Annotated in this window: 9 protein-coding genes and 1 pseudogene; all 10 read left to right on the top strand. The window is 68.2% G+C overall.

The window, feature by feature from the left end; genetic code table 11:
• Positions 1-472, top strand: a 472-nt coding sequence (locus ACJ73U_RS41110; RefSeq protein WP_407783196.1) for a family 1 glycosylhydrolase, incomplete at its 5' end; no start/stop codon positions are given.
• Between the two features lie 56 nt (positions 473-528).
• Positions 529-1992 carry an aldehyde dehydrogenase gene (locus ACJ73U_RS41105; protein WP_407783195.1) on the top strand — a complete coding sequence of 488 codons (1464 nt, stop codon included), beginning with the start codon at positions 529-531 and terminating at the stop codon, positions 1990-1992.
• A gap of 293 nt (positions 1993-2285) precedes the next feature.
• Positions 2286-2495 carry a hypothetical protein gene (locus tag ACJ73U_RS41100; RefSeq protein ID WP_407783194.1) on the top strand — a complete coding sequence of 70 codons (210 nt, stop codon included), beginning with the start codon at positions 2286-2288 and terminating at the stop codon, positions 2493-2495.
• 49 nt (positions 2496-2544) lie between these two features.
• Positions 2545-3735 (top strand): winged helix DNA-binding domain-containing protein, encoded by a 1191-nt coding sequence (locus tag ACJ73U_RS41095; RefSeq protein WP_407783193.1) that lies wholly within the window; start codon positions 2545-2547, stop codon positions 3733-3735.
• A gap of 465 nt (positions 3736-4200) precedes the next feature.
• Complete coding sequence (locus ACJ73U_RS41090) at positions 4201-5817, top strand: carboxylesterase/lipase family protein (protein WP_407783192.1); 1617 nt, start codon at positions 4201-4203, stop codon at positions 5815-5817.
• A pseudogene (locus ACJ73U_RS41085) lies at positions 5757-5936 on the top strand (alpha-L-rhamnosidase C-terminal domain-containing protein); the annotation flags it as partial. The gene ACJ73U_RS41090 and the pseudogene ACJ73U_RS41085, both read left to right, overlap by 61 nt.
• A gap of 130 nt (positions 5937-6066) precedes the next feature.
• Positions 6067-8244 carry an alpha-L-rhamnosidase C-terminal domain-containing protein gene (locus tag ACJ73U_RS41080; protein ID WP_407783191.1) on the top strand — a complete coding sequence of 726 codons (2178 nt, stop codon included), beginning with the start codon at positions 6067-6069 and terminating at the stop codon, positions 8242-8244.
• Between the two features lie 38 nt (positions 8245-8282).
• A complete protein-coding gene (locus tag ACJ73U_RS41075; RefSeq protein ID WP_407783190.1) occupies positions 8283-9503 on the top strand; it encodes an SGNH/GDSL hydrolase family protein in 1221 nt (406 codons plus the stop codon).
• Positions 9500-11041: an SGNH/GDSL hydrolase family protein gene (locus tag ACJ73U_RS41070; protein WP_407783189.1), complete on the top strand. Its 1542-nt coding sequence runs from the start codon at positions 9500-9502 to the stop codon at positions 11039-11041. Before ACJ73U_RS41075 ends, ACJ73U_RS41070 begins: the two co-directional genes overlap by 4 nt.
• 651 nt (positions 11042-11692) lie before the next feature.
• A complete protein-coding gene (locus ACJ73U_RS41065) occupies positions 11693-12781 on the top strand; it encodes a sugar phosphate isomerase/epimerase family protein (protein ID WP_407783188.1) in 1089 nt (362 codons plus the stop codon).
• Positions 12782-12784: the final 3 nt, after the last annotated feature.

Raw genomic sequence — 12784 nt, 5'->3', positions numbered from 1 at the left:
GTGGGTGGATCCGGCCTCGCCCACCCTGTTCGCCGACCCACCACCCGGGTCGCAGCTGACCCAGATGGGCTGGGCGGTCTACCCGGACGGCCTGCGTCAGATCCTGCACCGCGCCGCCCGGACCGGGTTGCCGCTCTACGTCACCGAGAACGGCATCGCCACCGAGGACGACGACGAACGCCTCGGCTATCTCCAGTCCCACCTGGCCGCACTGGCCAAGGCCCGTTCCGAAGGCGTTGACGTGCGGGGCTATCTGCACTGGTCGGCCTTCGACAACTTCGAGTGGGCCGAGGGCTACCGCCCGAAGTTCGGACTCATCGCCGTCGACCGCGACAAGAACTTCACCCGCACCCCCAAGTCCAGCGCCCACGCCTTCGCCCGCCTCGCCGCCACCGGGTGCCTCGACGCCCTGCGCGAACCAACTGTCCACACCGCACAGGACCCGTCGGCGGACCCACTGGTCACCGGCTGACACTTCACCGTCCACAAGTGGCCGGTCCGCGGCCACCGCCACCGAGGAGTAGACCGATGTCCGTTCCGAGCGACCAAGCAACAGCGAGGCACAGCAGTTTCCTCATCGGCGGAACCTGGACCGCGGCCGAAGGCCCCGATGTCGTCACCGTCAGCTGCTCCACGACCGGGGAGGCCCTTGGCGCCTTTCCGGACGCGACCGAAGCGGACATCGATCACGCGGTCGCGGCCGCCCGGCGGGCACTGGCCGATCCGTCCGGTTGGTCCATCTGGAGCCCCGACGAGCGTGCGCTCGCGATGGAGAGGTTGGCCGCCGCGGTCGAACGTCGCGGCGAGGCGATGGCGCAACTCATCGCGCGGGAGGTCGGTACCCCGATCGAGGTGGCGCGCGGGTCGAGCGCCCAGTACGCGGCACGGCTGCTCAGGTTCTACGCCGGTGTGGCACGCGGCCTCGATGGAGAGTCGAGCCGGCCGGCGCTCGCAGGCCACACACTCGTGCGGCGTGAGCCGGTCGGTGTCGTCGCGCTGATCGTGCCGTGGAACTATCCGGTGAGCCTGGCCTGCTTCAAGTTGGCGCCGGCACTGGCCAGCGGGTCGACGGCCGTGCTCAAACCGTCGCCGGAAACCGGGCTCTCCTCCTATCTGCTGGCCGAAGCCGTCGACGAGGCCGGACTTCCGCCCGGCGTGGTCAACATCGTGCCCGCCGGCCGTGAGGTCGGTGCCTACCTCGTCGCCCACCCAGGCGTTGACAAGGTCTCGTTCACCGGATCGACCGACGCCGGGCGCAGCGTGGCACAACAGTGTGGATCGCTGCTGCGGCCCGTGACCCTGGAGCTCGGTGGCAAGTCGGCGGCAGTCGTGCTCGACGACGTCGCCCTCGACGTCTTCGCCGACGCGCTACTGGGCAGCAGTTTCCCGAACAACGGACAGACCTGCACCGCGAGCACACGGATCCTGGCACCACGATCGATCTTCGCCGACGTCTGCAACGCGGTCACCGAGAAGGCACGCTCCTACCGGCTGGGCGATCCGCGGGACACCACCACGGACATCGGCCCACTCGTCAGCGCCCGGCAGCGAGACCGCGTGGAAGGCTACATCCGGGTGGGGCGGGACGAGGGCGGTCGGGTCACCGCGGGCGGAGGCCGACCCGACGGTCTGGACCCGGGGCTGTTCGTCGAGCCGACCGTCTTCATCGACGTGGATCCCGGCATGACCATCGTCGCGGAAGAGATCTTCGGCCCGGTCGTGGTCCTGCTGCCCTACGACGGCGGCGACGACGACGCGGTTCAACTGGCGAACGACTCGACGTACGGCCTGGCGGGAACGGTGTGGAGCGCCGACACGGGACGAGCCATCGACGTCGCACGCCGGATCGACACCGGGATCGTCGGGATCAACGGTTGGGACCTCGACATCGGCTCACCGTTCGGCGGCCGACGGCAAAGCGGACTCGGACACGAACTCGGTCCCGAGGGCATCGACGGATACCTGAGGTACAAAACCCTTTTCGTCGCGTAGTCGCCATGCTTCAGGTATGGGTCTTCCAGAACAGCCTTTCGTTTCTGTCTGGATCGTGGACGATCCTGCACTTGGCGTCGAGCCACATCGTGGCGCGGGACTGTGGTGTGCGGGCCATGTCGGCGCGTTTGTCGCGGTGGAACGGTCCCTACGAGCGAAGCCCGCCCGCAGTCCGCTTCATGTGCCGCGCGGTCGCGAGCAGCCCTGGCGGCTGATCCGCGTTGAGGAGGGAGTCGAGGTTCCTGTCGACGTTGGCGAACTTGAGGGTGATGTCGGACGCGTGCGGTGAGCCGATGGGGAAATCGGTACCGGGTGTCGTCGTGGAGAACCTGGGACAGGTCGCCGCGCAGGATCTCGATCTCCGAGATGTACCCGTCGCCGCCGTCGTCGTCCGCGCGGTAGGTCTCCAGCACGTTCCCGTCCGCGTCCACAGTGTACGCGCCGGCGGTCTCGGTGCGGGCCGCGCGCACCGCCGCGTCCAGCCCCATCCGCGCGAGGTGTGAAGGCGAGACGGCCGGCTCCTCGTCGAGCGGACTGCACTATGCTGCACTAGTGGCTGATAAGGTTTCGAAAGGCGACGTCATCGCATTTCGTCTCAACGCCCATCACCTCACCGCACGGTTGGGCGAAAACGAGCTGATCGACGCGGCCCACCGGTGCGGAATTCAGAACAGCCCGCCCGGGTCGGCTCTGCTGGCCCTGCACGCCAGGGTGAAGAACCTCACGCAGGAACAGGTGGAAGAGGCGGTCGCCGAGGAGAAGAGCCTGCTGCAGACCTGGTGCATGCGCGGCTCGCCGTTTTACTTCCCGGCTGCGGACGCCCCGGTGTTCACCACCGGCGTGCTGCCGCCGACCGAGGAGGCGATGCGCCATTTCATTCCCGGCGTGGAGCCGACGTTGGACAAACTCGGCATGAGCCTGACCGAGGCGATCGAGCTGTGCGGCGACGAGGTCGACGCCGTGCTGTCCGGGCGCCAACTCGCCATCAACGAGCTGGGCGCGGAACTCGCCGAGCGGATCGCCCGCAGACTGCCGAAGAAACAACGCGAAATCTGGGAAGCAGAAGGTCCCTACGCCCCGGGGCAGCCACACGGCGAGGCTGTCGTGCATTTCGGCATCCGCATCCTTACCTTGCAACGGGTTGTCTGCTTCGCGCCGCGCACGGGCAACAAAGCACCGTTCGTCCTGGTCGACGAATGGCTCGGCCATCCGATCCCGGACATCGACCCGGAGGCCGCGCGCGCCGAACTGCTTCGCCGCTACCTGCGCTGCTACGGACCGTCGACACGCGGGGAGTTTGCCGCGTGGGTGGGGATCAAAGCCGGTGACACCGACCCCTGGTGGAGCCTGGTCGAGGACGAACTGACGCAGGTCGAGTTCCGCGGCAAGTCGTGGATCGTTACTGAGGACCTCGACGCACTGCAGTCAGCACCGATGCCAAAGGGGGTGCGTCTGCTCCCACCACGTGACCCGTACACCCAGATGCGCGACCGCGAAACGATCGTCGACAAGAAGTACCACCGGGAAGTGTGGAAGACACTCGGCGAACCGGGCACGGTCCTCGCCAACGGCAAGATCACCGGCATATGGCGGCCACGCAAGAGCGGCCGGAAGCTGACCATCACCATCAAGACGTTCGGCCCGGTGCCAGCTCAGGACAAAAAGCCGCTCCAAGACGAGGCCGAGCAGGTCGCGTCGTTGCGCGGCGCGTCATCCGTGGACGTCGAGTTCGACACCTACTGACGCTCCTCGGCACGAATCAGCCGCTCGAGCATCCGAACCAACCAGCCCGGCGTGTCCTCTTGCTTGGTGCAGAGAAGTAGCCAGCATTTCAAGGCATGGCCGTTGGACACGGTCATCGCCGAGCTGACCCAGGGCCAGCCCTACCGGCACGTCATGGGGTACGACCCCGAGTGCCGCGATTAGGTTGCACTCCAGCGGCCCCAGGCGGGCGGCCCGCTCAGGGGACCATCAGATGTTCAGGTCGTCGGCGTGTGTGGACGGCAACGTTGCTCATCCACCTCTTGACGCCACGCCAGATGAGCTCCTAGCGTGAGCTGCAACACGTGGATAACGTTACCCAAACCGGAACGCGGAAGCGATCGCTGGGTCGGCGGTCTCCTGTACCCCTCGGATGAAACGTTTCAATATTCCCAGGGCGCAAGCCGTGTGCTCTCCGAAGGAGGAGGTCCGATGGTGGGCTCAAGGATGACCCGCAGGGCGATGATCGGCGGCTCGCTGTCGATGGCCGCCGCGATGGGCATGCCGGTTCCGGCGCTGGCACAGGGGAGAACGGACGAGGCGGCGACTCGTTACGGCAGGGTGCGGGGGAGGCGCGAGGACGGGATCGTGAAGTTTCTCGGCGTGCCCTACGCCTCGCCGCCGCTGGGCGAGCTGCGGTTCAAGGCCCCGAAGCCGCCGAGAAGCTGGCGCGGCGTGCGCGACGCGGTGGACTTTCCCAACCCGGCGTTCCAGGTGGCGGGTGGCGAGATGGGCCCGACCGGCAATGGCCGGATGCCCGCACCTTCCGAGGACTGCCTCTACCTCAATGTCTGGACCCCTGCCGCGGACTGTAGGCGGCGGCCGGTGATGTTCTACAACCACGGCGGCGGCTACATGATCGGCTCCGGCTCGGCCACGGGGCAGGACGGCACTCATCTGGCCCAGCTGTATGACGTGGTGGTGGTCGAGTCCAACCACCGGCTCGGCATGCTGGGGTACTTGTTCCTGGGTGACCTCGCCGGCGGCGAGTACGCCGCGAACCAGGGGATGCTGGACATCCTCGCGGCGCTGCGCTGGACCAGGGAGAACATCGAGAATTTCGGGGGTGACCCCGACAACATCATGGTCTGGGGTGAGAGCGGTGGCGGCGCCAAGACCGCGGCCGTCTACACCATGCCGGCTGCCGCGCGGCTGTTCGCCAAGGCCTCGATCGAGAGCGCCGCGCCGCTGCGCTTCCCCACCCGCGACGGCGCTACCGCTCGGGCCAGGCGCACCCTGGAGTTGTTGGGGCTGACCACGGCGGACATTCCCCAGCTGCATGACATTCCAGCTGCGCGGCTGCTGGAGATCCAGCAGTCCGAGGCCGCGAACGGCGTCGCCCCCTGGGGTGACCCGCCTCCGCTGCCGGGCTTCGGCGCCTTCGTCGACGGCACCGTCATTCCCCAGCACCCGTTCGCCGATGGTGTCGCGTCCTTCTCGGCCGGCAAGCCGTTGATGTGTGGCACGTGCCGCGATGAGACGGTGTTCTTCAGTCTCTTCGGGCCGCCCGACATCTTCCGTATCGACGACGCCGGTCTGCGCCGGGAGCTGAGTAACACGTATCAGGGCGCCGAGCTCGACGACATCATCGCGACCTTCCGCATGTCGCGGCCCGAGGCGACGCCGGCACAGCTGTACTTCGCGATCACCACCTCGCCGATCTGGCGTGACGCGATCAAGATCGCGGAGGCCAAGGTGGCGCAGCGTGCGGCGCCGGTGTTCATGTACCAGCTCGCCTACAAGAACCCGACCCTGGTGCCAGGCACCGATTTCCCTCTCGGTTCGCCGCACGCCTCGGACATCAACCTCAAGTTCGCCAACACCGACAAGAACCTCGACTCCATCCTCAATGCGGATCAGTCGCCGGGGCGGCTCGCGACCGCGCGGCACATGAGCGGACTGTGGGCGGGCTTCGCCCGCAACAGCCGTCCCACCGCTACGCATGTGCCCGCTTGGCCCGCCTACACCCCGACGAGACGCGCCACGATGTGGCTCGACGCCGAATGCAGGATCGTCAACGATCCGGACAAGGACGAAAGACTGTTCTGGAACAACCACACCTGAGACACGTCAGCGACTCCACACACGGTCCACTCGTGATCAGGTGGGCCGAGGACGCCACGGGCCAGTTCCACCTCCAGGTTGTCGCACCGACCGGCACCGGCGGTGAGGTCTGGGTTCCCGCCGCCACCAGCTCACCACTCACCCCGGCGCAACCTTCTTGCGGCATGCCGGGAACTACGACGTCTACCGGGTGGGATCCGGAACCTTCGAGTTCAGTTCCGCCTCCTGACACCTCAAAGGAGAGGTTCCGTGCTGAGACGTTCCTTCACCGTGCTCGTGGTGCTCGCTACGGTTGGTTCGAGTGTGCTGCCGGTCGAGGCCGCGCCCGGCTTCGGCCCGGCGGCATGGCACCGCTACGTACTGGGTCCGCCGACGGCGCAGGTGCCTCCGGTCGGTTCGGAGGGCCGCGGGGACGTGTCCAACCCGCGGAATCTGTTCCGGGGTAAGGGAAAGTCGGCGACGTTGACGACGGTCGCGGGCCGGACACCGGCTTCGGTCGTGCTGGACTTCGGTCAGGACATAGCCGGCACGCCATCCGTCGAGGTCACCGCCGTCCTGGGCACCCCGACACTCACGCTGGTCACCGGTGAGGCACGCCAGTTCCTGCGCCGGCCGGCGGCCACGACCCTGGCCGCCGCGGCTGGAGCAGGCCAGACGGCGGTCACGGTCGCGTCCACGGCTGATCTCGAGGTCGGCAACACCATCACCTTCGGCACGCAGACCGCGACGATCACCGGGTTCGACCCCACGGCCCGGACCGTCTCCTTTGGACCCGCGCTGGCCGCGGACCTGCCGGCGGGCACGGCGGTGTCGACCTCGCCGGGCGCGCCGTCCTCCGACGAGTCCCGAGGGTTGGCCGGTGTCGGTGGTGTCGACACCCTGCAACCCACCGCTCCCGGCCGGGTGGCCGGGACGTTCCACGGCGGGTTCCGTTTCGTGTTGCTCACCCTGGCCACGCCGGGCAGCGTGTCGATTTCGGCTCCGCGGGTGGATTTTCAGGCGTTGCGGGCAACGCCGGCCGACTATCGGGGTTGGTTCCTGTCCAGCGACGACCAGCTCAACCGCATGTGGTACTCCGGCGCCTACACCCTACAGCTCAACCTGAAACCCGCCGGGCTCAACGGTTTGGCCGACCAGAGGATCTATGACGGTGCCAAGCGGGACCGCAGCATCTGGACCTGCGATCTTCTGGTCCAGACCCCGACGGCGATCAGCACGCTGGGCGACACCGGGGCGGCCTACGTCCGCTCCTCGCTCAACGTGCTGCTCGCGGCCCAGCGCGCCGACGGGGCTCTGCCCGGCTCGCCCGACTTCCGCAAGGGCGCCAACCCGGCCGGTTCCCCGTTGTTCTACTCGAACAACTACTCCGGTTGCGGTGCCCGTGGTGTGATCGCCTACTACCGCTACACCGGCGACGAAACCTACGTCAGGAGTGTGTTGCCCGCGCTGCGCAACGAACTCGCCTACAACGACACCTTCCTGGACACCAACAACCTGGTGGTGTCGGATGATCGTGACTTCTGGCAGGCGGTCCAGACCGGTGAGGTCACCAAGTACAGCATCGACTACTACCTGCTCCTCAAGGACATGGCCTGGGTCGAGCGCACGGTGGGCTCGTCCGCCACTGCCGACGCCCACGACGCCAAGGCCGAGGCCATCAGAACGGCGATCAACGCGCGGTTGTGGAACCCGGCGCTGGGTGCGTACGGCCAGAGCAGCGACCACCTCGACGTGCTGGTCGAGGACGCCAACGCCCTGGCCCTGGAATACGGTATCGCGCCGCCCGAACGCCGCGACAGCATTCTGGCCGCACTGACGACACTGTGGACACCTTATGGCGCGATCATCGGTCCCGGCCTGCAGGACCCGACCGGGCATGTCATCGAGCCGTTCGGCAACGGCATGGAGACCGCCGGCCGGTTCACGGCCAACGACGTGGCCGGGGCGTTCGACCTCCTGCGCCGCACCTGGGGACCCATGGTGGACAAGCAGAACCCGCTCTACACCGGCGGGCTCTGGGAGTTCAAGAACGCCACCGGCGGGGTGAACCGGACCACCGCCAGCCTCGCGCACGGCTGGGCAGCGTCCCCGACCGTGCAGCTCACCGAGCAGGTCCTCGGCGTCACCCCGGTCGACGCCGGCTACACGACCTGGAGCATCAAGCCCCACCCCGGGAACCTGACCTGGGCTCAGGGCGTCGTGCCCACCAGACACGGCGACATCACCACGCGCTGGTCATCCCTCGGGCCGGTCTTCCGGCTGCACGCCGAGACCCCGACCGGCACCAGCGGCACCATCGCCGTCCCGGCCTCCACGAGATCCCTGACCCTCGTCAACGGCCGCCCGGTCCACAATCATGTCAAGGACGGCTACGTCCAGCTCGCCGTCTCCGGCGGCAGGTACGACATCACCGTGATCGGAGGCTGACATTGTTCCGGACACGTCGTGTTGCCGCGACGCCGTTGATGGGTGCCCTGTGCGCCGCGGCGCTTGTCGTCGGTCTGGGTGTGGCCCCGGCGCTGGCCGAGGGCCGGGGCTCGGTGCACTGGGTCGGGGCGTGGACGGCGAGCCCGCAGGGCGGCGGCCCGGGGCAGGATCGCCCGTCGTTCACCAACCGCACGCTTCGGCAGATTGTGCACACCAGCGTTGGCGGTGACGTGGTTCGCGTGCGGCTGACCAACGCCCACGGGACCGCTCCGCTGGTCATCGGTGAGGCCCGCCTGGCGTTGCGTGGTTCCGGTGCCGCGATCCGTCCGGGCACCGATCGGCGGCTGACCTTCGGCGGCTCCCGCCGGGTCACCATCGCGGCCGGCACGGCGGTGGCGAGCGATCCCACGGTGTTGCGGGTGCCGGAGGCTGCCGACCTGGCGATCTCCCTGTACGTGCCGGGGCCCACCGCGGCGCCGACGTACCACGCGCTGAGCATGCAGACGAACTACACCTCGCCGCCTGGAAACCACACGAGGGCGACGAACATGCCGGTGGGGGAGACCTTCTGCTGGACGATCCCGCCCCGGCCGTGCATCACGCCCTGGTACTTCCTGGCCGGTGTCGACGTCCTGCAGAGCACACGGGTCGGCGCGATCGTGGCCCTCGGCGACTCGTTGACCGACGGCGACAGCAGCGGCGACGCCTCAGCCGTCGACCGGAACGCGCGCTGGCCGGACCTGCTCGCCCGACGCCTCGGCGAGGTCGGGGTGCTCAACGCAGGCATCGCCGGGAACCGGGTCCTCGCCGACGGCGCGGGCGACAGCGCGCTTCACCGGCTGGACCGGGACGTCCTCACGCAGCCGGGTGTGCGCTGGGTGGTGCTCTTCGAAGGCATCAACGACCTGTACAACGGCGGCACCGCCGGCGACCTGATCGCCGCCTACCAGCAGATCATCCGGCGCACCCACGCCCGAGGGCTGCCGATCCACGGTGTCACGCTGACACCCGCCGGGGTCACCGACAGCCGGGAGAGCGAGAGGCTGGCGGTCAACGCGTGGATCCGCACCAGTGGACAGTTCGACGCGGTCGTCGACTTCGACGCGGTCGTCCGGGATCCGGCGAACCCGGCGTTCCCGTTGCCGGCCTTCGACGGCGGCGACCATCTCCACTTCACCGTCGCCGGCTACCAGGCGCTGGCGAACTCGATCGACCTGTCCCTGTTCCGGTCCCGCGCCACCGCAGGACTCGGCCGATGACCAGGTTTGTCATACCGCTGCTACTCGCGCTGCTCGCCACCACGGTCACGCCGGCGAGTGCCGAGACCGTGATCGCCGCGAACCACCCCGACATCCGGTACCAGGGCCGGTGGGGGAGCCTCGGCGACGCGATGGTCACGGTGAACTCCGGCTCCCGTGCGATGCTGCGCTTCACCGGACAGCACGTCGCCGTGACGTTCGACCAGTCCACGGTGACGCATCCTCCGCAGGTCTACGTGCGGGTCGATCGCGGGGCTCCGGTTCTGTACATAGTGGACGGAAACCGGATAGACCTGACCGTCCGGCCAGGAGCCCACACGCTCGAGATCGTCGTCAAGGATGTGGACGAACGCGCCAACCGCTGGAATCCGCCGCTGCGATCCGGCGTGCTGCTGACCGGGTTCCGGCTGGACACGGGAGCGCGCACGCTGCCGCCGCCGCCCGATGACCGCCGGATCGAGTTCCTGGGAGACTCCATCACCCAGGGCGTGCGGGCTGTCGGGCCGGAGATCGGCGTCGACGGCTCGGACGCCACGAAGGACTACGCGGGGCTGACCGGACAGGCGTTGCACGCCGACTTCCGTCAGGTGGGCTTCGGTGCCCAGGGCATCGTCCGGCCCGGCGGCGGTGAGGTTCCGCCGGCCGCGCAGGCGCTGCCTTTCAACTTCGCCGGCTCGCCGGTCGACCCGTCCTACGTGCCTCGGGCTGTCGTGGTCAACCAGGGCACCAACGACGCCCTGGCCGCGGTGGATCCCGTGGTGTTCCAGGCCGCGTACAAGGACTACCTGCGTGACATCCGTGCCCGGTGGCCTGCCGTGTGGATCTTCGCGATGCGCCCGCTGGGCGGCTACTTCGCCCAGGAGATCGCGGCGGCCGCCGCCGGCGACGACCACATCGTCTACGTCGACACGACGGGCTGGCTCACCGCGAGCGACTTCACCGACGGGCTGCACCCGACCTACGCCGGTCACCTCCGGGTCGCCCACCGACTCGTGCCGATCCTCGCCCGCCGACTCGGCTGGACCGCCGGCGAACTGCCCGTCCCCAGGGCGGAACTGCTGGCCGCCGGCGCCGCCCCGGGCTTCGAGTCGGCCACGGCCCCAGGCTGGGTACCGGGCGCGTACGTCAGCGCTGTCGGTGTGTCCGCCAGCCAACCCTACGACGGCCGATCAGCCCTCCAGGCGACCTCCACCCTCGCGCCCCTCGGCGAGTGGCGCACCGTGTCGCTGCGGACCCGGTTGCGCCTTCCCGCCTACGCCCGTGATCTGTTCGTGTACCTCAGCCCCGACCTCGCCGGCGGCACCGTATACGACGCGCGGCTCACCGTGACCCAGGGCGACCGAACGTCCACAGTGGAGGCGGACGGACTACCGCACCTGGCGGGATTCATTCCGTGGAACCGGCTTCACGTCAACCTTCCCAGCACCGCGCCGGTCACCGGCCTCTCTGTCAGCGTCCGCGTCGAGGGCACCTCGGACAGCGGCCAGCTGTCCTTCCGGATCGACGACGTCGGCTGGACCAACATACGCGACGGTTGACCTTTCTCAGCCGACGCGGTGCGTGCCGAGGTGGCGTTGCCGACCTACCTGGCCGGCCTGCACGACCGTCGTGGGACCGCGCTGGTCAACCCGGATCGGCAGGGTGCCCGACCGCTCTGGCGTACCAGCCTCGCCGCCGGGGGAGTTCGCAACGCTGGACCAAGCCCAGCTGGCCATCGTGGGACTTGGAGCTGGAGGACTATTCAAACGCGACTTCGGGCATTGCGGAATCGGCTGAAGAAAACTAACCGACGTTTCGCGTGTATGTACGTCTGGCACAATTTTCACACAGGAGTCCCTGGGCGATCTGGCCGAAAGTCTCCCCAGTCCACGGTTTCGCGAATTGGGCCAAGCTCGTGCCGGCGGTCGAGTCGGTGCTGCGCAAGTTCGGGCGGATGCCTAGCCAGGCACCGATCACATCATCGCGACGAACCGCCCATAGGCGACATCCTTTCTCATAATGATCTAAACTTTCGTCGAAACCAGCCTAGCTTTTGCAAAGTTGCAACGTTAGTCTTCGTTCTGGCAGCGCCCTTCATTATCTGAATCGTTCCCCATCCCGTCGAACTGCCTTCGATGAACCCGCGCGGCACGGCGTCAGGCAGCGCGGCGATCCATGCCGCCCACAGCATCCCTCGACGAGGAGGAGCAATGCCCAGATCGACCCGTCCCAGTCTGAACCGGCGGAGATTCCTCAGCGCATCTGCCGGCGCGGCCGCGAGTGCCGCGGCGATCTCGCTCATCCCGGCCGTCGCGTCCGCGGACGACAAGCACGGGCGGGGCGGCGAGCCGACCGTGCTGCCGAGCCACCGCGGCATCATCCTCTACACCGTCCGCGACGTGGTGGGCCGCGCCCCCGACCCCACCACAGGCCTGGACGGCGGCTTCCGATACGTCTTCGAGCAGCTGTCCCACATGGGCTACCGGCAGGTCGAGTTCGCCGGCTACACGCAGAGCACCAGCATCCTCGGCCGGCAGATCACACCGGTCGAGATCCGCCGGCTGCTCGACGACAACGGGCTGGTCGCCAACGGCAGCCACATCACCTTCGACTTCACCAATCCGGACTCGTTCAAGGCCCAGCTGGACATCGCCGAGACACTCGGCATGGCGCACCTCGGCACCCCCGCGATCCCGACCAGCAGCCGGTACAAGTCGGACTGGGCGAAGGCCGCGGACAACTTCAACGCCTTCGGTGAGCTGGCCAAGGCTCGCGGAATCAAGCTGTACCAGCACAACCACCACGCCGAGTACCAGTTCCTGCTGGACGCCGGGCCGCTGGACGCCAACGGCAACCCAACCGCGTCCTCGGGCCTGCGCGGCCTGGAGTACTTCTTCACGAAGACCGAGCCGAACCTGGTCTGGTTCGAGATGGACATCTACTGGGGCTACGTCGCCCGGCACCGGTACCAGACCTACACCGACGCGCGCGGAAAGGTGCGAACCGACCTGTTCGACCCGATCCGCACGGTTGAGTGCCACACCAACCGGTTCCCGCTCTTCCACGTCAAGGACGGCGTCCCGGCCGACGTCGACGACGGCTACACGATGGTGCCGGCGGGTGCCGGCGTCATCCCGCTGAAACAGCTGCTCGACGCGATCGGCAAGCCAGGGTTCCGCCACCCGAACTACGAGCAGGACAACGCGCCCGGCGATACGGCGGCGCCCAACCAGTCGCTGGAGTTCTCGCAGACCAGCTACACGAACATCGCCGGCTGGCGTAACCGGAACCACCACTGACGG

The organism is Actinophytocola sp., assembly GCF_045807065.1.
Classification (GTDB): Bacteria; Actinomycetota; Actinomycetes; order Mycobacteriales; family Pseudonocardiaceae; genus Actinophytocola.
The sequence above is the reverse complement of the archived record's forward strand: the minus strand, read 5'-3'. Positions and strand labels throughout refer to the sequence as shown.